The sequence below is a fragment of the Pseudomonas sp. NPDC077649 genome (genome assembly GCF_044542855.1).
Lineage (GTDB): Bacteria > Pseudomonadota > Gammaproteobacteria > Pseudomonadales > Pseudomonadaceae > Aquipseudomonas.
Genome location: NZ_JBITVF010000008.1, coordinates 115,673 through 135,225 on the forward strand (window position 1 = coordinate 115,673; position 19,553 = coordinate 135,225).

Here is a 19,553-nt window from a genome sequence, read left to right on the forward strand (position 1 = left end):
CTGTTACTCGGCCAGGCGCCAGCTGGTGCCGCCCTTGCCGTCTTCCAGCACCACGCCCATGGCGGTGAGCTGGTCGCGGATGCGGTCGCTCTCGGCCCAGTTCTTCTCGGCGCGGGCCGCAAGGCGCGCGGCGATCAGCGCTTCGACCTCGGCGGCGTCGACCTTACCGGCGGCGCCGGCCTGCAGGAAGGCATCCGGCTCGAGCTGCAGCACACCGAGCACGGAGGCCAGCTGCTTGAGCTGGGCGGCCAGGCCGGCGGCAGCCTGGACATCAGTCTCGCGCAGGCGGTTGACCTCGCGGATCATCTCGAACAGCACAGCGCAGGCTTCCGGCGAGTTGAAGTCGTCATCCATCGCCGCACCGAAACGCTCGACGAATTCCTCGCCGCCGGCAGGTGCCACTTCCGGCAACCCCTTCAGACCGTTGTAGAAGCGCTCCAGGGCGCCCTTGGCTTCCTTGAGGCTGTCTTCGGAATAGTTGATCGGGCTGCGGTAGTGGCTGGACACCAGCAGGTAGCGCACCACCTCGGGGTGGTACTTCTCCAGCACTTCGCGGATGGTGAAGAAGTTGCCCAGGCTCTTGGACATCTTCTCGCCGTCCACGCGCACCGCGCCGGCGTGCATCCAGGCCTTGGCGTAGAGCTTGCCGGTGGCCGCCTCGCTCTGCGCGATCTCGTTCTCGTGGTGCGGGAACACCAAATCCGGGCCGCCGCCGTGGATGTCGAAGGTCTCGCCCAGGCAGCAGGTGGACATCACCGAGCACTCGATGTGCCAGCCCGGACGGCCCTTGCCCCAGGGCGAATCCCAGCACGGCTCGCCGGGCTTGGCGCCCTTCCACAGGACGAAGTCCAATGGGTCCTGCTTGATCTCGTCGACCTCGATGCGCGCGCCGATCTTCAGCTCGTCGATCTTGCGGCGCGACAGTTTGCCGTAGCCTTCGAACTTGCCGACGCGGTAGTACACGTCGCCATTGCCCGGGGCGTAGGCGTAGCCCTTGTCGATCAGGGTCTGGATCATCTGGTGCATGCCGGCGATATGGCCGGTGGCGCGCGGCTCGATGTCCGGGCGCAGCACACTCAAGCGCGCCTCGTCCTCGTGCATGGCTTTGATCATGCGCTCGACCAGGGCCTCGAACGGCTCGCCGTTCTCCTGCGCGCGCTTGATGATCTTGTCGTCGATATCGGTGATGTTGCGCACGTAGGTCACATCATAGCCGCGCTGGCGCAGCCAGCGGGTGACCACGTCGAAGGCCACCATGACGCGGGCGTGGCCGATATGGCAGAAGTCGTAGACGGTCATGCCGCACACGTACATGCGCACGCTGTTGCCTTCCAGCGGCTGGAAGGCGTCCTTGGTCTTGCTCAGGGTGTTGTAAATGCTCAGCATCTTTTCAGATTCCTCAAGAACGGCTTTCAAAGCAGCGAGCGAAGATCAGGCAAGGCGAAGCGGGGTGAGGAAGCGGAATGTACTGCAGTACATGAGCATTCCGAACCTCGCTTCAACACAGCATGATCGAGCGCAGCAATTTGACAGCCGTTATTGCCCCCAGGAGTCGCGCAGGGTGACGGTACGGTTGAACACCGGCTTGCCCGGCTGCGAGTCCTTCAGGTCGGCGACGAAGTAGCCTTCGCGCTCGAACTGGAAACGCTCTTCCGGCGCGGCCTGCGCCAGCGACGGCTCGGCGCGGCAGCCCTTGAGCACCACCAGCGAATCCGGATTGATGTTGTCGAGGAAGGTCTGGCCCTCCTCGGCCTTCTCCGGGTTGGCCGAACGGAACAGGCGATCGTACAGACGCACTTCGCACTCGACGCTTTCGGCGGCCGGCACCCAGTGGATCACACCCTTGACCTTGCGGCCTTCCGGGTTCTTGCCCAGGGTGTTCTCGTCATAGCTGCAGCGCAGCTCGATCACGTTGCCGGCGGCGTCTTTCACGGCCTCGTCCGCGCGGATCACATAGCTGCCGCGCAGGCGCACTTCGCCGCCCGGGATCAGGCGCTTGAAGCCATCCGGCGGGGTTTCCTCGAAGTCGCTGGCGTCGATATAGAGCTCGCGGCTGAACGGCAGCACGCGCACGCCCATGTCCTGCTTGGGATGGCGCGGCAGTTCGAGGTTCTCGACCTGGCCCTCCGGGTAGTTGGTGATGACGACCTTGAGCGGCTTGAGCACGCACATGGCACGCGCGGCGTTGGCGTCCAGGTCCTCGCGGATGGCGAACTCCAGCATGCCGATATCCACCACGCCGCCGGCGCGGTTGACGCCGATCATGTCGCAGAAGGCGCGGATCGAGGCCGGGGTGTAGCCGCGGCGGCGGTAGCCGGACAGGGTGGACATGCGCGGATCGTCCCAGCCCTGCACATGGCCTTCATCGACCAGCTGCTTGAGCTTGCGCTTGCTGGTGATGGTGTAGTTCAGGTTGAGCCGGGCGAATTCGTACTGACGCGGCTGCGCCGGCACCGACAGGTTGGCCAGGAACCACTCGTAGAGCGGGCGATGGTCCTCGAACTCCAGGGTGCAGATGGAGTGGGTGATACCCTCGATGGCGTCCGACTGACCGTGGGTGAAGTCGTAGCTGGGGTAGATGCACCACTTGTCGCCGGTCTGATGGTGATGGGCGTGACGGATGCGGTAGAGGATCGGATCGCGCAGGTTGATGTTCGGCGAGGCCATGTCGATCTTGGCGCGCAGCGAGCGGGCGCCGTCGGCGAACTCGCCGGCCTTCATGCGGGCGAACAGGTCGAGGTTCTCCTCCACCGAACGCTCGCGGAACGGGCTGTTCTTGCCCGGCTCGGTCAGGCTGCCGCGGTAGGCGCGCATCTCGTCGGCGTTGAGGTCGCAGACGAAGGCCTTGCCGGCCTTGATCAGCTCGATGGCCCAGGCATGCAGCTGGTCGAAGTAGTCGGAGGCGTAGCGCTCGCTACCGGCCCACGAAAAGCCCAGCCACTCGACGTCGGCCTTGATCGCATCGATGTATTCCTGGTCTTCCTTGGCCGGGTTGGTGTCGTCGAAGCGCAGGTTGCACTCGCCGCCGAACTCCTGGGCCAGGCCGAAGTTCAGGCAGATGCTCTTGGCATGACCGATATGCAGGTAGCCATTGGGCTCCGGCGGGAAGCGGGTGACGATCTTGGCGTGCTTGCCGCTGTCCAGATCGGCCTGGACGATGGGGCGCAGGAAGTTGGCGGCTTTTTCGACGGTGGGCTTGCTCATGGGGTCCTTAAGATCATGCTGGCGCGGCGCAGGGGGGAACCTCTAAAAACGTAGGCGAGGCAGCCAGAGCAAGGCGCAACGACCAACGGGAGTAACAGCCAAAGGCTGGCCCGAAGGGCGAGCGCCAGCGAGTCAAACAGGCGAGGAAGCGCAGTTTACGAGTTGTAAATGAGCATTCCGAGCCTGTTTTTAACGCAGCAATGGCAACGCAGGTAGTTTTTAGAGATTCCCCCTGGGTAGGCCGACTGGAACAAAGCCCGTATCATACCCAACCCGTCAACCCCCTGACAGCTGCAATGCAGTGGCCGCTCCGGCGCCCGCCCGAGCTCGGTGCCCTGCCCCATTCGAGAGTGAGTCCCCCCATGATCAAACTGCACACCAACCACGGCGTCATCACCCTGAAGCTGTTCGCCGACAAGGCCCCGGAAACCGTGGCCAACTTCGAACAGTACGTGAAGGAAGGCCACTACGACGGCACCATCTTCCACCGCGTGATCGGCAACTTCATGATCCAGGGCGGCGGTTTCGAGCCGGGCATGAAGCAGAAGCCGACCCGCGCGCCGATCAAGAACGAAGCCAACAACGGCGTCGCCAACAAGGTCGGCACCATTGCCATGGCCCGCACCATGGAGCCGCATTCGGCCAGCGCGCAGTTCTTCATCAACGTCGCCGACAATAGCTTCCTCAACCACAGCGCACCGACCGTTCAGGGCTGGGGCTACGCGGTGTTCGGTGAAGTGGTCGAAGGCATGGACGTGGTCGAGAAAATCAAGGCCGTGGCCACCACCATGAAGGCCGGCCACCAGGACGTGCCGGTGGACGACGTGATCATCGAGAAGGCCGAAGTCGTCGCCGAGTAAGTCGATGATCCTGCTGATCTCCGATCTGCATCTCGAAGAGCAACGCCCGGACATCACCCGGGCGTTTCTGCATTTTCTCGCCACTCGCGCGCGCCAGGCCGAGGCGCTGTACATCCTCGGCGACTTCTTCGAAGTCTGGATCGGCGACGATGGCATGACGCCCTTCCAGCATGAAATCGCCCGCGCGCTGCGCGAACTGAGCGACGCCGGCACGCGCATCTACCTGATGCACGGCAACCGCGACTTCCTCATCGGCCAGCGCTTCTGCCGCGAGGCCGGCTGTACCCTGCTGAAGGATCCCAGCCTGGTCGAAATGGCCGGAGAGCGCGTGCTGCTGATGCACGGCGACAGCCTGTGCACCCTGGATGTCGGCTATATGAAGCTGCGTCGCTGGCTGCGCAACCCGCTGTCCTTGCTGATCCTGCGCAACCTGCCACTGGGCACCCGACAGAAGCTGGCGCGCAAGCTGCGCAACGAAAGCCGCGCACAGACGCGGATGAAAGCCAGCGAGATAGTCGACGTCACGCCGGCGGAGGTGGTGGAGGTGATGGCCGCGCACGGCGTGCGCACGCTGATCCATGGCCATACCCACAGGCCGGCGGTGCACGAACTGGACGTGAACGGCCAAGCGGCGCGGCGCATCGTGCTGGGTGACTGGGATCGCCAGGGGTGGGCGCTGCAGGTCGATGACGAGGGGTTCAACCAGGCGCCGTTCGAGCTTGCTCCCGCAGGAGCCTCCAAACCGTAGCCCATACAAATTTGCAGGAGCGGCTTCAGCCGCGAAAGGCCGTTATCGCCGTGTTCGCGGCTGAAGCCGCTCCTCCATATTTTGTGCGCGTTCTCCCGCCCGCTTTCAGGCCGGCACACCGCTATGGAAACGGAACTGCTCGTCCGCCGAGGTGATCAGCTCCTGCTCCACCGCACGCACCACTTCGATACGCGCATCCACGTCGGCTGAGTCGCCATAGAGGTAGGCGAGCTTGAGATAGCCCCGATAGTGGCGCCCTTCGCTCTCCAGCAGCCCGGCATAGAACTTGGCCAGTTCGGCATCCAGTCGCGGCACCAGAGCGGCGAAGCGCTCGCAGGAGCGCGCCTCGATAAAGGCGCCGATCACCAGCACATCCACCAGCCGCTCCACTTCCCCGCCCCGCAGCAGCGCGCGCAGGCCGGCGGCGTAGCGCGAAGCGGAAACGTGGCGGACCTCGATGCCGCGGCCGCGGATGATCTTGCTCACCTGCTCGAAGTGCACCAGCTCCTCACGGGCCAAACGCGACATTCTCGCGGTCAATTCGGTCTTGGTCAGGTAGCGCCCCATCAGGCTCAGGGCCGTCTGCGCCGCCTTGTATTCCAGATTGCGGTGGTCGAGCAGGAGGATTTCCTGCTGGCGCAGGGCCTCGTCCAGCCAGGCCGCCGGGGTGGCGACGCCGCCGAGAAACTCGAGGATTTCCTGCAGGATCGACGCGCTTTCCTCGCCTTTACTCGGAATATGCTGGGCAATTGACATCATCAGGGGGCGCTCTCGAACGCTGGCGGGGTTGGCAATGGCGGGCCATTATACGAGTGAGCGCCAAGACGGCCAGCGCGCCGTTGATGCAGGTCAACAAGCCCGTCAACCGCGCACCGCTATAGTTGAACAAGTGCCACTCATTCTCAGGGAGACGACCATGCAAGCGATCCGCAGCATCCTGGTGGTAATGGAGCCGCAGCACCCGGAGGGCCTCGCGCTCAAGCGCGCGAAACTAATAGCCGGAGTCACCCAATCGCGCCTGCACCTGCTGGTGTGCGACAAGAAGGGCGAGCACAGCGCCTGGCTCAACGACCTCAGCAGCAGCCTGAGCGAGGAAGGTTTCGCCGTCTCCGCCCAGCAGGCCTGGCACGACAGCCCGCACCAGACCATCATCGCCGTGCAACAGGCCGAAGGCTGCGGCCTGGTAGTCAAGCAGCATCTGCCGGACAACCCACTGAAGAAAGCCATCCTCACCCCCGACGACTGGAAGCTGTTGCGCTACTGCCCAGGCCCGGTGCTGATGGTCAAGACCGACAAGCCCTGGACCGGCGGCACCATCCTCGCCGCGGTGGACGTGGGCAATGCCGACGGCGAGCACCGCACCCTGCACGCCGGCATCATCAGCCACGGCTACGACATCGCCGGCCTGGCCAAGGGCGAACTGCACGTGATCACCGCCCACCCAACGCCGATGCTGTCGGCGGCCGACCCGACCTTCCAGCTCAAGGAAACCATCGAGGCGCGCTACCGCGAGCAGTGCAGGAGCTTCCAGGCCGAATACGAGATCGGCGACGACCGCCTGCACATAGTCGAAGGCCCGGCCGACGTGCTGATCCCACAGATCGCCCACCAGCTCAGCGCCGTGGTCACTGTGATCGGCACCGTGGCGCGCACCGGGCTGTCCGGCGCCCTGATCGGCAATACCGCCGAAGTGATTCTCGACTCGCTGGAAAGCGACGTGCTGGTGCTCAAGCCGGACGAGATCATCGCCCACCTCGAAGAGCTGGTGGCGCAACGCTGAAATAAACGCCAGCCAGACAAAAATGCCGCTCGCAAATGCGAGCGGCATTTTTTGTGCTCCGGACAAAAGCCAGGCAGTGGATCGCCGTGCGCGAGCTGGCGGATTGCATCCGGGCTACCCACCCGGTCTCACACACGCAGTTCCAGGCCTTCGCGGAGGAATTTCGGCGCGATATAGCGCTCGTAGTGCGCCTCGGAGAGCAGGAAGAACTCGCGGTCGATGGCGTCACGCAGCTCCGGCAAGGCCCAACCACGGAACTCGGGCAGCAGCGCCATGCCGTAGGCATCGAGCTGGTTGATCACCCGCGCGCCGCGTGCGATCAGCTGGTAGGCCCAGCAATAGGGCGACTGCTGCGGCACGAAACGGATTTGCCGCTGCTCCAGCTGGGTGCGCAGGCGCTGCTCGTCGAACACCTCGACCTTGGCCGTCATCACCTGCACCAGCAACACTTCCAGGCGCAGCCAGACGGCGCGCTTTTCCTCGTCGCCGTAGCTGTTCCAGTTGATCACCTCGTGGTGAAAACGCTTGCAACCGCGGCATACCACATCGCCGTAAACGGTCGAGCACAGACCCACGCAAGGCGTCTTGATGCGTTGATTGGACATGGAGAAGCAATATAGACAGCAGGACGGCCGAGCATGTTAGCCCTTTGTCTAAGCAAGATCACCCCCGCCAAGCCCAGGGCTTTGGCTTAACTTTATCCGCGCTTTCCATTAGAATCGGCCCGCCTTTTACGGCGCCAATGTCCGTTGGAAGCTGTTTTCAAAGCGTCACGAGCACAGTCGATCCTGCAGGTACGATGGCGGCGCAGTCACTCGGAGTCCCCCCGAGCCTCTGCGCCCGCCCTCATCAGACCCCGTCCTGCCGGCGTAAAACTTTGAAAGCAGCTTCTACAAGAGACTCGTGAAACCTCGGCTGATCGGCTCATAAAGTCGAAAAGCGCCTGGTTCATGAGTATCTGGATCGCGTCCCGGACAACCCTTTGGGACCACTGATGAGGGTAATAACTGTGCTTGAAGCCTATCGCAAACACGTAGCAGAGCGTGCCGCTCAGGGTATCGTGCCCCAGCCGCTGAACGCCGAACAAACCGCAGGCCTGGTCGAGCTGCTGAAAAACCCGCCGGCTGGCGAAGAAGAATTCCTCGTAGACCTGATCACCAACCGCGTACCGCCAGGCGTCGATGAAGCCGCCTACGTCAAGGCCGGTTTCCTCTCTGCCGTGGCCAAGGGCGAAGCCACTTCCCCGCTGATCAGCAAGCAACGCGCCGTCGAGCTGCTGGGTACCATGCAGGGCGGCTACAACATCGCCACCATGGTCGAGCTGCTGGACGACGCCACCCTGGGCGCCGTTGCCGCCGAGCAACTCAAGCACACCCTGCTGATGTTCGACGCCTTCCACGACGTCGCCGAGAAGGCCAAGGCCGGCAATGCCAACGCCAAGGCCGTGCTGCAGTCCTGGGCCGATGGCGAGTGGTTCACCAACAAGCCGGCCATCGCCGAGAAATACAGCCTGGCCGTGTTCAAGGTGCCGGGCGAAACCAACACCGACGACCTGTCCCCCGCTCCGGACGCCTGGTCGCGCCCCGACATCCCGCTGCACGCCCTGGCCATGCTGAAAATGGCTCGCGACGGCATCGTGCCGCAGCAGCAAGGCGCCATCGGCCCGCTGAAGCAGATCGAAGAGATCAAGGCCAAGGGTTTCCCGGTTGCCTACGTCGGTGACGTGGTCGGTACCGGTTCGTCCCGTAAGTCCGCCACCAACTCGGTGCTGTGGTTCTTCGGTGACGACATTCCTTACGTTCCGAACAAGCGCGCTGGCGGCTTCTGCTTCGGCACCAAGATCGCCCCGATCTTCTACAACACCATGGAAGATGCCGGCGCCCTGCCGATCGAGTTCGACGTATCGAACATCAACATGGGCGACGTGATCGATGTCTACCCGTACGCTGGCAAAGTCTGCAAGCACGGCACCGACGACGTCATCACCACCTTCGAACTGAAAACCCCGGTGCTGCTCGACGAAGTCCGCGCTGGCGGCCGTATCCCGCTGATCGTCGGCCGTGGCCTGACCGAGAAGGCGCGTGCCGAACTGGGCCTGGGCTCCTCCGACCTGTTCAAGAAGCCGGACCAGCCTGCTGCCAGCACCAAGGGTTTCACCCTGGCGCAGAAGATGGTCGGCAAGGCCTGCGGCGTCGAAGGCGTGCGTCCGGGCACCTACTGCGAACCGAAGATGACCACCGTCGGCTCCCAGGACACCACCGGCCCGATGACCCGCGACGAGCTGAAAGACCTGGCGTGCCTGGGCTTCTCCGCCGACCTGGTGATGCAGTCCTTCTGCCACACCGCGGCCTATCCCAAGCCGATCGACGTTACCACCCACCACACCCTGCCGGATTTCATCCGCACCCGTGGCGGCGTGTCCCTGCGTCCGGGCGACGGCATCATCCACAGCTGGCTGAACCGCATGCTGCTGCCGGACACCGTCGGCACCGGCGGCGACTCGCACACCCGCTTCCCAATCGGCATCAGCTTCCCGGCAGGCTCCGGCCTGGTGGCCTTCGCTGCCGCCACCGGCGTCATGCCGCTGGACATGCCGGAATCCGTGCTGGTGCGCTTCAAGGGCAAGATGCAACCCGGTATCACCCTGCGTGACCTGGTCCATGCCATCCCCTACTACGCCATCCAGAAAGGCCTGCTGACCGTCGAGAAGAAGGGCAAGAAGAACATCTTCTCCGGCCGCATCCTCGAGATCGAAGGTCTGGACAACCTGACCGTCGAGCAGGCCTTCGAGCTGTCCGACGCCTCCGCCGAGCGTTCGGCTGCCGGTTGCACCATCAAACTGCCGGAAGCGGCCATCGCCGAATACCTGCAGTCCAACATCACCCTGCTGCGCTGGATGATCAGCGAAGGCTACGGTGATGCCCGTACCCTGGAGCGTCGTGCTCAGGCGATGGAAGCCTGGCTGGCCAACCCGGTACTGATGGAAGCCGACAAGGACGCCGAGTACGCCGAAGTCATCGAAATCGACCTGAGCCAGCTCAACGAGCCCGTCCTGTGCGCCCCGAACGACCCGGACGACGCCCGCCTGCTGTCCACCGTGGCTGGCGACAAGATCGACGAAGTGTTCATCGGTTCGTGCATGACCAACATCGGTCACTTCCGCGCTGCCGGTAAGCTGCTGGACAAGGTCAAGGGCGGTATCCCGACCCGTCTGTGGCTGTCGCCGCCGACCAAGATGGATGCTCACCAGCTGACCGAAGAAGGCTACTACGGCATCTACGGCAAGGCCGGTGCACGTATGGAGATGCCGGGCTGCTCGCTGTGCATGGGTAACCAGGCACGTGTGGCTGCCAACTCCACCGTGGTATCGACCTCCACCCGTAACTTCCCGAACCGTCTGGGCGATGGCGCCAACGTGTACCTGGCCTCTGCCGAACTGGCCGCGGTCGCTTCGATTCTCGGCAAGCTGCCGACCGTCGAGGAGTACATGGTCTACGCCAAGGATATCGACAGCATGGCTGGCGATATCTACCGCTACCTGAGCTTCGACCAGATCGCCGACTTCCGCGAAGCGGCGGCCAACGCCAAGATCCCGGTCGTTCAGGCCTGATCCCAGCGCTGTAGAACAAGCCCCGCCCCGTGCGGGGCTTGTTGTTTATGGCTGGCGCAAAACGTCGCGGCGCCTTGCGGCGGCAACGGCAGCGTCTACCTTCTGAATTGGGAACACCCCATACGACCATTCAGGAGCACATCATGAAGCCATGGATCATCGCCGCCCTGTGCCTGTTCGGCCTGGCCGGCTGCAGCAGCGAGTACATCATCACCACCACCGATGGACAGATGCTCACCAGCGACGGCAAGCCGGAACTGGATCGGGACACCGGCATGCTCGAGTTCACCGACAGCGAAGGCCGCAAGCAGCAGATCCCGCAGAGCAACGTCAAGCAGATGCTGGAGCGCTAGCTAGCGCCTCCCCCTCAAAGATCGGCAAACGCCAGCACGCCGCCCGTGATGGCATATGCATTGCTTCAGTCCCGATAACAGAGCGCTTCCAACGGCGGAAGCCGCTCACGACAATGGCGTCGTTCCCCTGCTGCCCCAGTGGCGGACGTGGGTGCGGCGCCTTTTTGCGTGGAGAAGGGACAAGCAACATGAGCGAACGACAAGCAGTCCTCAGCGATGCGCCGGGTGGAGCCGGGATCGGCGATGCGCCGGAGAAGCGTACGCTGAACATCGGTTTCATGGCCCTGACCGATGCCGCCTCGGTGATAGTGGCCGCCACTCAGGGCTTCGCCGAGAAACACGGACTGACCCTCAATCTGCAGCGCCAGAGTTCCTGGGCCGGGCTGCGCGACAAGCTGCTGAGCGGCGAACTGGACGCCGCGCACAGCCTCTACGGCCTGATCTATGGTGTCCAGTTCGGCTTGGGCGGCGCTCCGGCTACCGACATGGCGGTCCTGATGGGCCTGAACCAGAACGGTCAGAGCATCAACCTGTCGCAGCCGCTGCTGGCCGCAGGCGTGAGCAGTGGCGAAGCACTGCTGCATCGCGCGCACCAACAAGGTGCACGCCTGACCTTCGCCCAGACCTTCCCCACCGGCACCCACGCCATGTGGCTCTATTACTGGCTGGCCAGCCAGGGCATTCACCCATTGCACGACGTCGACAGCGTGGTGGTGCCGCCGCCGCAGATGATCGCGCACCTCAAGGCGCGCCGCATCGACGGTCTCTGCGTCGGCGAACCGTGGAGCGCGCAGGCGGTGGACGAGGGCCTTGGCTGTACCGTCGCCACCAGTCAGTCGATCTGGGCCGATCACCCCGAGAAGGTGCTCGGCTGCACCCGCGAATTCGCCCTGCAGTATCCCAATACCGCCCGCGCGCTGATCATGGCGGTGCTGGAAGCCAGTCGCTTCATCGACGAGAGCGAGGAGAACAAGCGCAGCACGGCACAACTGCTCAGCGGCCGCGACTACGTCGACGCACCGCTGTCGGCCATTCAGCCCCGTTTTCTCGGCCAGTACCAGGACGGCCTCGGTCACGCCTGGCAGGACGCCCATCCGCTGCGCTTTCATGGCGAGGGCGCGGTGAACCTGCCCTACCTGTCCGACGCCATGTGGTTCATGACCCAGTTCCGCCGCTGGGGCCTGCTGCGCAGCGACCCCGACTACCTCGGCGTCGCCCGCCAGGTGCAGCAACTGGAGCTTTACCGCGAGGCGGCGCAGGCGCTGAATATCCCCATACCCGCGGACATGCGCAGCGCCACGCTGCAGGATGGCACCCGCTGGGACGGCAGCGACCCGGCCGGCTACGCCCGCAGCTTCCGTCTCCACGCCCTGGCCGACAGCCCGGCTGTCGCCCTGTAATCGCCCGGAGAGTCCACGATGCTGCGTATCCTGCTGATCAACGACACCCCGAAGAAGGTCGGCCGCCTCAAGTGCGCGCTGATCGAGGCCGGCTTCGAGGTGATCGACGAGTCCGGGCTGACCATCGACCTGCCCGAGCGGGTCGAGGCCGTGCGCCCCGACGTGATCCTGATCGACACCGAGTCCCCCAGCCGCGACGTGATGGAACAGGTGGTGCTGGTCAGCCGCGACCAGCCGCGACCGATCGTCATGTTCACCGACGAGCACGACCCCGGCGTGATGCGCCAGGCGATCCAGAGCGGGGTCAGCGCCTACATCGTCGAGGGTATCCACGCCCAGCGCCTGCAGCCGATTCTAGACGTGGCCATGGCCCGCTTCGAGAGCGACCAGGCCCTGCGCGCCCAGTTGCAGGCGCGCGACGCCCAGCTGGCCGAACGCAAACGCATCGAGCTGGCCAAGGGCCTGCTGATGAAGATGAAGAGCTGCAACGAGGAAGAGGCCTACACCCTGATGCGCCGCCAGGCCATGAGCCGCCAGCAGAAGCTGATCCAGGTCGCCGAGCAGATCATCGCCATGCACGACATGCTCGGCGGCTGAGCGCCGCTGCAGTAGCCCAGGCGCACTGCACCGGCAATTTTTCCCGCCACTGCGCTGGACAGCAGAGCTGCCGGCGCCTTATCGTCGCCTCCGGCCAGCGCAGTGGCCAACGTCGCTCGGACGGTTCCGGGCGCTTACGTACTTCGAGGAAATCATGGCCGACAACGCCAAGCGCCGCTTTGCGCGCATCGATCGTCTCCCCCCCTATGTGTTCAACATCACCGCCGAGTTGAAGATGGCCGCCCGCCGCCGTGGCGAGGACATCATCGACTTCAGCATGGGCAACCCCGATGGCGCCACGCCGCCGCACATAGTCGAGAAGCTGGTGCAGGTCGCCCAGCGCGAAGACACCCACGGCTACTCCACCTCGCGCGGCATCCCGCGCCTGCGCCGCGCCATCTCGCGCTGGTACCAGGAGCGCTACGCGGTGGACATCGACCCGGAAAGCGAAGCCATAGTCACCATCGGCTCCAAGGAAGGCCTGGCGCACCTGATGCTGGCCACCCTGGACCATGGCGACACCGTGCTGGTGCCCAACCCCAGCTACCCCATTCATATCTACGGCGCGGTGATCGCCGGCGCCCAGGTGCGTTCGGTGCCGCTGGTGCCGGGGGTGGACTTCTTCGCCGAGCTGGAACGGGCGATTCGCGAATCCATCCCCAAGCCGAAGATGATGATCTTGGGGTTTCCCTCCAACCCCACCGCGCAGTGCGTGGAGCTGGACTTCTTCGAGCGCGTGGTGGCCCTGGCCAAGCAGTACGACGTGCTGGTGGTGCACGACCTGGCCTACGCCGACATCGTCTACGACGGCTGGCAGGCCCCCTCGATCATGCAGGTGCCGGGGGCCAAGGACATCGCGGTGGAGTTCTTCACCCTGTCCAAGAGCTACAACATGGCCGGCTGGCGCATCGGCTTTATGGTCGGCAATAAAGAACTCGTGTCCGCCCTGGCGCGGATCAAGAGCTACCACGACTATGGCACCTTCACTCCGCTGCAGGTGGCCGCTATCGCCGCCCTGGAAGGCGACCAGCAGTGCGTGCGCGACATCGCCGAGCAGTACCGCCAGCGTCGCAACCTGCTGGTCAAGGGCCTGCACGAGATCGGCTGGATGGTGGAAAAACCCAAGGCCTCGATGTACGTCTGGGCCAAGATTCCCGAGGCCTATGCCCCGCTCGGCTCGCTGGAATTCGCCAAGAAGCTGCTGGCCGAAGCCAAGGTCTGCGTCTCGCCGGGCCTGGGCTTCGGCGACTACGGCGACGACCACGTGCGCTTCGCCCTGATCGAGAACCAGGATCGCACCCGCCAGGCGCTGCGCGGGATCAAGGCGATGTTCCGCGCCGACGGCCTGCTGCCGGCGAAGAAGGCCAAGGCCGCTGACGAGTAAAGCCACCAGGGCGCCGCGAGGCGCCCTGGTCATATCAGCCGGAATAATCCAGCGCCGTCCAGGCGCGACTCAGGCCCTGGGCCAGCACGCAGCCCGGGCTGGCCAACTCCTCGTTGAACGCCGCCGGCAGCAGGGTGGTTTCCCCCTCCGCCGCGCCATGGCGCTCGGTCAGCCACTGCAGCTTGCCGCAGTTGGGCGTGTCGATCACGTAGCTGGCGGCAATGCTCGAGTGATGTCCGGGCAGGCGGATCACGTCCAGCACCCTGCCCGCCTCCTCCACGCGCCGGCCGTCGGACACCAGCACGGCCCAGGCCTGCTCGCCCTCGATCACCAGGTAGGCGCCATTGGCCTGCGGCCGTTCGATCTGCGGCTGGGCGCAGCCGCTCAGCACAGCCAATAGCACAATCGTCATCAGCATCTGTTGCATTGCCAATTCTCCTCTCGCAAGGCGTCCACCGTGCGGGGCGGACGGGTCGATGTCGCTGCAGTGGCCTCACTATTCACCAACACTGTTTATTTGTACAGTATTTTTCGTTTACCCTTGGTCTCTCGAACCAATGCACAGGTGCCGCACCATGCTGGACGTACTGCAGCTGAAACACCGGGTGAACCGCATGCCGCTGGAGCGGGTGCGCGAAATGGTCGAGGAACTGCAGCTCGAGGGCATCGTCACCGAGAACCGCACGCCCTTTAACCGCCAGCACTTCAACACCTGCTTCGCCGAGATCGAGGCGCTGCTGCAGCGCGCCGGCTACCACCGCCAGCTGGATGTGGTCGGCTATCAGGGCCTGGCCTACGCCCTGTTCGACCCGGCGCGCTGGGAGGCGGTGGAAGTGCTGCGCTGGCTGCGCGATTTCGTCGAGGAAGCGCGCGTCCAGCCAGCCTCCTGAGCTCGGCACCTCGAACCAAAACGGCTCAGCGGCGCCCGGCCATGCACGCCATTGGCCCACGAGCGCGCCGGCGCCGGCGGCTGCTGGGCCGCCCGGCAGGCCCCTGCCAATGGCTCCAGCCCATATCCAAGTCATTGATTTCTATCGGCTAGCCATTCGCCAGCTGAGGCCCCTGCGGCACTCGCCGTGCGCTGCCGAGAACGTCAGGGTCTTTGCCTGGAAAAACTGGCAAGCCCCTTGCTACGTCCCTGTCAACCATCCTGCGTAGCACGCCAACGGCGGCGGGCCGAGGATCACGGACAACGGCGTCCGTCAGGCCACCTCCTCTTACCGAGGCGGCCTGGCGTACGCCGTTTTTTGTTTATGTGCCTGACAAGGATTAGCCCCATGACCGAGCGTGATTCGAACAAGCCCCTGGATACCAGCCGCCGCAACTTCCTCAAGCAATCCATCGCCCTCGCCGGTGCCGTTGGCGGCATCGCCGCGCTCGGCCTGTCGGCGCCGGCCTCACTGCGCAGTGCGGCCTGGGCCGCCGGCTCCGACGCACCGGAAAAGGCCGCGCTGAAAGTCGGCTTCATCCCCCTGACCGACTGCGCCTCGGTGGTGGTGGCCGCCACCCAGGGCTTCGGCGAGAAGTACGGCCTGAGCATCACCCCGAGCAAGGAAGCCTCCTGGGCCGGCGTGCGCGACAAGCTCAACACCGGCGAGCTGGATGCCGCCCACGTGCTCTACGGCATGATGTACGGCGCCCAGCTCGGCCTGGCCGGGCCACAGAAGGACATGGCGGTGCTGATGGGCCTGAACCAGAACGGCCAGGCCATCACCCTGTCCAAACAGTTGCGCGACGCCGGTGTGACCAACGGCGCGCAACTGGCCGCGCACGTGAAGAAAGGCGGCAACCCGCTGACCTTCGCCCAGACCTTCCCCACCGGCACCCACGCCATGTGGCTGTACTACTGGCTCGGCAGCCTGGGCATCAACCCCTTGAGCGACGTGAAGACCATCGTCGTGCCGCCGCCACAGATGGTCGCCAACATGCGCGTCGGCAACATGGACGGCTTCTGCGTCGGCGAGCCCTGGGGCGCGCGGGCGATCTTCGACAAGATCGGCTTCACCGCCACCACCACCCAGCAGATCTGGCCGGACCACCCGGAGAAGGTGCTTGGCACCACCCGCGCCTTTATCGAGCAGTATCCCAATGCCGCCCGCGCACTGATCATGGCGGTGCTCGACGCCAGCCGCTTCATCGAGGCCAGCGAGGAGAACCGCAAGAGCACCGCCAAGCTGATTTCCGGCAAGGCCTACGTCAACGCGCCGGTACAGGTGATTGAACCGCGCTTTCTCGCCCAGTACGAGGACGGCCTCGGCAACAGCTGGCAGGACGAGCACGCCATGACCTTCTGCAAGGACGGCAGCGTCAACTTCCCCTACCACTCCGACGGCATGTGGTTCCTCACCCAGTTCAAGCGCTGGGGCCTGCTCAAGGACGCGCCGGATTACGCCGCCGTGGCGGCGCAGATCAACCAGACCGCGCTCTACGCCGAGGCGGCCGGCGCCCTCAAGCTGGCCGTGCCGAGCAGCCCGCTGCGCAGCAGCACGCTGATCGACGGCGTGGTCTGGGACGGCAGCAACCCGGCCGCCTACGCCGACTCCTTCGCCATCAAAGCCTGATCGGAGGTGACCATGAATGCGCCCCTGAAAACTCCGCTGCCGCAGCTGGCCAAGCCGCGCTTCTCGCCCATGACCCTGCTGCCCAGCGTGCAGACCCTCGGCAACGGGCTCAAGGCGGCCATCGCGCCGCTGCTGGGCATCCTCGCCTTCATCGGCCTGTGGGCCCTGCTCGCCCAGCACAGCGAGGGCCTGCCCGGCCCGCTGAGCACCTGGCAGGCCGCCCTGGTGCTGTTCGCCGATCCCTTCTACGACAACGGCCCCAATGACATGGGCATCGGCTGGAACATCCTCAACTCGCTCGGCCGGGTCGGCGTCGGCTTTGGCCTGGCGGCGCTGGTGGGCATTCCGCTGGGCTTCGCCATCGGCCGCTTCGCCTTCCTCGCCGGCATGCTGGCGCCGATCATCAGCCTGCTGCGTCCGGTGTCGCCGCTGGCCTGGCTGCCAATCGGCCTGCTGGTGTTCGAGGCCGCGGGCCCGGCGTCGATCTGGGTGATCTTCATCAGCTCGATCTGGCCGATCATCCTCAACACCGCCGCCGGCGTCGCCAGCGTGCCGCAGGACTACCTGAACGTGGCCCGCGTGCTCAAGCTGTCGGAGTTCAAGGTGCTGACGCGCATCCTGTTTCCCGCCGTGCTGCCGCACCTGATGACCGGCATCCGCCTGGCCATCGGCGTGGCCTGGCTGGTGATAGTCGCCGCGGAGATGCTCACCGGTGGCATCGGCCTGGGCTTCTGGGTGTGGGACGAGTGGAACAACCTCAACGTCGAACACATCCTCATCGCCATCATCATCGTCGGCCTGGTCGGCCTGGCCCTGGAGCAGGCGCTCCTGCTGCTGGCCAAGCGCTTCGACTACGCGAATTAAGGAGCCACCCATGGATAAGTTCGTCGAGCTGACCGCCGTCAGCAAACACTTCGACACCAAGAAAGGCCGCTTCCAGGCCCTGGAAGGCGTCAACCTGAGCATCGCCCGCGGCGAGTTCGTCTCGCTGATCGGCCACTCCGGCTGCGGCAAATCCACCGTGCTCAACCTGATCGCCGGCCTGCTCGAAGCCAGCGCGGGCGGGCTGATCTGCAACGGCCGCGAGATCGACGGCCCCGGCCCCGAACGCGCCGTGGTGTTCCAGAACCACAGCCTGCTGCCCTGGATGACCTGCTACGGCAACGTCCACCTGGCCGTGGAGAAGGTCTTCGGCGCACGCGAGAGCAAGGCCCAGCTCAAGGCGCGCACCGAGCAGGCGCTGCAGTTGGTCGGCCTCGCCCATGCCATGCACAAGCACCCCAGCGAAATCTCCGGCGGCATGAAGCAGCGCGTCGGCATCGCCCGTGCCCTGGCCATGGAGCCCAAGGTGCTGCTGATGGACGAGCCGTTCGGCGCCCTCGATGCGCTGACCCGCGCCCACCTGCAGGACGAACTGCTGCGCATCGTCGGCGCGACCCACAGCACCGTGGTGATGGTCACCCACGACGTCGACGAAGCGGTGCTGCTGTCCGATCGCATCGTGATGATGACCAACGGCCCGGCCGCCACCGTCGGCGAGATCCTCAAGGTGGAGCTGGCGCGCCCGCGCGACCGCCTAGCGCTGGCCAATGACGCGCAGTACCACGGCTATCGCGGTGCGGTACTGGAGTTCCTCTACCAGCGCCAGCAGCGCCCGGCCGCCTGACAGGCGCGGCAACCGCTCTGGCACGCTGGTCGGAGCGGTTGAACCAATGGCCGAACGGGCACACGAAGAGAGGTTCCCCCAGCCCTCGACCAAGGAAAGCCCGTGCTCGACCTCACCACCTGGAACCTCTCGATCCCCACCGATCCCAGCCCCACCACCATCAGCACCGCGCGGCTGAACAACGGCTACCAGAGCCAGTACCTGCGCCGCAACGCCGACGGCAGCCTGACCTTCTGGGTGCCGGTCGGCGGCTCCACCACCGCCGACGCCAGCTACCCACGCAGCGAACTGCGCGAGACGCAGAGCGACGGCAGCCTGAGCAACTGGCTGCACGCCAGCGCCGACAGCTACCTCAGCGCGGTGCTGCAGGTCGACCAGGTACCGAGCAAGAACAAGGTGGTCATCGGCCAGATCCACAGCAAGGACGAGCCCGGCAGCCACAACGATCCGCTGCTCAAGCTGCAATACCACTATCGCCGAGGCGTCGGTCGCCTCGAACTGCTGCTGCGCGAAAAACCCGGCGACAGCCAGGTGCAGAACATCCTGCTGGCGGACAACGTGCAGCTGGGCGAGCGCTTCGGCTACGACCTGCGCGTCACCCCCAGCGGCAGGCTCGGCGTCAGCGTGGTCAGCAAGGACGGCGACCAGGGCTCGCTGTACCGCCAGCTCGACCCCGCCTGGAGCACACAGCAGCTGTATTTCAAGGCCGGCGCCTATATCCAGGACAACGAAGGACCGAGCGACGAGGGCGGCCGGGTGACCTTCTTTCATCTGAACAGCCTGCATCGCTGAGGCGTCGCGCCGTCATTGCCGCGGCGAATGACGGCGCCAGCCCCTGTCGCTCGCGTACAATCGCCGCCCCACCTGCGACGAGACGCGCCATGGCCCGCCTGACCCTCGAGTTTCCCGAAGACCAGTACTGCTACAGCACCCACCTCACCGTGCGAGTCACCGATATCAACGGTGCCAACCACCTGGGCAACGACTCGATGATCTCGATGATTTCCGAGGCGCGGGCGCGTTTTCTCTACGAGTTCGGCATCCGCGAGACCGACGGCAACGGCACCGGCATCATCGTCACCGACCTGGCCACCACCTACCGCGCCGAAGCCCATGCCCGCGACCAGTTGCTGTTCGAGGTGGGCGTGATGGACTTCAACAGGTACGGCGGCGACATCACCTTCCGCATCAGCCGTCCGGCCGACGGCACGCTGGTGGCCATGGCCAAGTCCGGCTTCGTGTTCTTCGACTACCGCCAGTCCAGGGTGGTGCCGATGCCGGCGGAGTTCGCCGCCAAGTTCCCGCGGGTCAATCGCCTCGACTGAGTCACCGCGCGCTGCCAGCCCGCGCGGCAGCCCGCGAGGCAGCGCCTATACTGGCCAGTGACGGC

General features: G+C 65.1%; 19 protein-coding genes. 14 read left to right on the forward strand and 5 right to left on the reverse strand.

Annotation, left to right across the window (positions count from 1 at the left end):
• Window positions 1-3: 3 nt before the first annotated feature.
• Window positions 4-1,386 carry a cysteine--tRNA ligase gene (cysS, locus tag ACIGFL_RS21140; RefSeq protein WP_021445883.1) on the reverse strand — a complete coding sequence of 461 codons (1,383 nt, stop codon included), beginning with the start codon at window positions 1,384-1,386 and terminating at the stop codon, window positions 4-6.
• Between the two features lie 150 nt (window positions 1,387-1,536).
• Window positions 1,537-3,204, reverse strand: coding sequence for a glutamine--tRNA ligase/YqeY domain fusion protein (locus ACIGFL_RS21145; RefSeq protein ID WP_397498462.1), 1,668 nt, complete (start codon window positions 3,202-3,204; stop codon window positions 1,537-1,539).
• A 362-nt stretch (window positions 3,205-3,566) separates the two neighbouring features.
• Between ACIGFL_RS21145 and ACIGFL_RS21150 the strand changes: the two genes are divergently transcribed.
• Together ACIGFL_RS21150 and lpxH are read left to right on the forward strand one after the other, a co-directional pair.
• Window positions 3,567-4,064, forward strand: a complete 498-nt coding sequence (locus tag ACIGFL_RS21150) for a peptidylprolyl isomerase (RefSeq protein ID WP_021445885.1) — start codon at window positions 3,567-3,569, stop codon at window positions 4,062-4,064.
• Between the two features lie 4 nt (window positions 4,065-4,068).
• Window positions 4,069-4,812, forward strand: coding sequence for a UDP-2,3-diacylglucosamine diphosphatase (lpxH, locus tag ACIGFL_RS21155; RefSeq protein WP_397498463.1), 744 nt, complete (start codon window positions 4,069-4,071; stop codon window positions 4,810-4,812).
• A 105-nt stretch (window positions 4,813-4,917) separates the two neighbouring features.
• Here the strand turns inward: lpxH and ACIGFL_RS21160 are convergent, their stop codons facing one another.
• Window positions 4,918-5,571 (reverse strand): tRNA-(ms[2]io[6]A)-hydroxylase, encoded by a 654-nt coding sequence (locus tag ACIGFL_RS21160; protein WP_021445887.1) that lies wholly within the window; start codon window positions 5,569-5,571, stop codon window positions 4,918-4,920.
• A gap of 157 nt (window positions 5,572-5,728) precedes the next feature.
• Between ACIGFL_RS21160 and ACIGFL_RS21165 the strand changes: the two genes are divergently transcribed.
• Window positions 5,729-6,592 carry a universal stress protein gene (locus ACIGFL_RS21165; RefSeq protein WP_122107997.1) on the forward strand — a complete coding sequence of 288 codons (864 nt, stop codon included), beginning with the start codon at window positions 5,729-5,731 and terminating at the stop codon, window positions 6,590-6,592.
• 128 nt (window positions 6,593-6,720) lie between these two features.
• On the opposite strand, the gene ACIGFL_RS21170 is transcribed toward ACIGFL_RS21165, so the two are convergent.
• Window positions 6,721-7,197, reverse strand: coding sequence for a DUF1289 domain-containing protein (locus ACIGFL_RS21170; RefSeq protein WP_031303887.1), 477 nt, complete (start codon window positions 7,195-7,197; stop codon window positions 6,721-6,723).
• A gap of 404 nt (window positions 7,198-7,601) precedes the next feature.
• Between ACIGFL_RS21170 and acnB the strand changes: the two genes are divergently transcribed.
• From acnB to alaC, 5 genes are all read left to right on the forward strand, one after another.
• The gene (gene acnB / locus ACIGFL_RS21175) at window positions 7,602-10,202 is read left to right on the forward strand and encodes a bifunctional aconitate hydratase 2/2-methylisocitrate dehydratase (RefSeq protein ID WP_397498520.1); all 2,601 of its coding nucleotides are present in this window, start codon (window positions 7,602-7,604) and stop codon (window positions 10,200-10,202) included.
• Window positions 10,203-10,345: 143 nt separating this feature from the next.
• A complete protein-coding gene (locus tag ACIGFL_RS21180; RefSeq protein ID WP_122109788.1) occupies window positions 10,346-10,555 on the forward strand; it encodes a YgdI/YgdR family lipoprotein in 210 nt (69 codons plus the stop codon).
• 188 nt (window positions 10,556-10,743) lie between these two features.
• Entirely contained in the window at window positions 10,744-11,955 is a 1,212-nt protein-coding gene (locus ACIGFL_RS21185) for a CmpA/NrtA family ABC transporter substrate-binding protein (protein WP_397498464.1), read from the forward strand.
• Window positions 11,956-11,973: 18 nt separating this feature from the next.
• The gene (locus ACIGFL_RS21190; protein WP_122109786.1) at window positions 11,974-12,552 is read left to right on the forward strand and encodes an ANTAR domain-containing response regulator; all 579 of its coding nucleotides are present in this window, start codon (window positions 11,974-11,976) and stop codon (window positions 12,550-12,552) included.
• A 154-nt stretch (window positions 12,553-12,706) separates the two neighbouring features.
• The gene (alaC, locus tag ACIGFL_RS21195; RefSeq protein WP_021445893.1) at window positions 12,707-13,936 is read left to right on the forward strand and encodes an alanine transaminase; all 1,230 of its coding nucleotides are present in this window, start codon (window positions 12,707-12,709) and stop codon (window positions 13,934-13,936) included.
• Window positions 13,937-13,970: 34 nt separating this feature from the next.
• Here alaC and ACIGFL_RS21200 read toward each other — a convergent pair whose 3' ends face one another.
• On the reverse strand, window positions 13,971-14,363 hold the full coding sequence (locus ACIGFL_RS21200; protein ID WP_021445894.1) for a lipoprotein: 393 nt from the start codon (window positions 14,361-14,363) through the stop codon (window positions 13,971-13,973).
• A gap of 148 nt (window positions 14,364-14,511) precedes the next feature.
• On the opposite strand from ACIGFL_RS21200, the gene ACIGFL_RS21205 reads away from it, so the two are divergent.
• The 6 genes from ACIGFL_RS21205 (at window position 14,512) to ACIGFL_RS21230 (ending at window position 19,488) form a co-directional block, all read left to right on the forward strand.
• Window positions 14,512-14,826 (forward strand): hypothetical protein, encoded by a 315-nt coding sequence (locus ACIGFL_RS21205; RefSeq protein WP_021445895.1) that lies wholly within the window; start codon window positions 14,512-14,514, stop codon window positions 14,824-14,826.
• Window positions 14,827-15,213: 387 nt separating this feature from the next.
• Window positions 15,214-16,497, forward strand: a complete 1,284-nt coding sequence (locus ACIGFL_RS21210) for an ABC transporter substrate-binding protein (RefSeq protein ID WP_397498465.1) — start codon at window positions 15,214-15,216, stop codon at window positions 16,495-16,497.
• Window positions 16,498-16,509: 12 nt separating this feature from the next.
• Window positions 16,510-17,361 carry a nitrate ABC transporter permease gene (ntrB, locus tag ACIGFL_RS21215; protein ID WP_397498466.1) on the forward strand — a complete coding sequence of 284 codons (852 nt, stop codon included), beginning with the start codon at window positions 16,510-16,512 and terminating at the stop codon, window positions 17,359-17,361.
• Between the two features lie 10 nt (window positions 17,362-17,371).
• On the forward strand, window positions 17,372-18,163 hold the full coding sequence (locus tag ACIGFL_RS21220; protein ID WP_397498467.1) for an ABC transporter ATP-binding protein: 792 nt from the start codon (window positions 17,372-17,374) through the stop codon (window positions 18,161-18,163).
• Between the two features lie 102 nt (window positions 18,164-18,265).
• Window positions 18,266-18,955 (forward strand): polysaccharide lyase family 7 protein, encoded by a 690-nt coding sequence (locus ACIGFL_RS21225; protein WP_021442201.1) that lies wholly within the window; start codon window positions 18,266-18,268, stop codon window positions 18,953-18,955.
• 89 nt (window positions 18,956-19,044) lie between these two features.
• Window positions 19,045-19,488 carry a thioesterase family protein gene (locus ACIGFL_RS21230; RefSeq protein WP_397484877.1) on the forward strand — a complete coding sequence of 148 codons (444 nt, stop codon included), beginning with the start codon at window positions 19,045-19,047 and terminating at the stop codon, window positions 19,486-19,488.
• The last annotated feature ends 65 nt before the right edge of the window (window positions 19,489-19,553 follow it).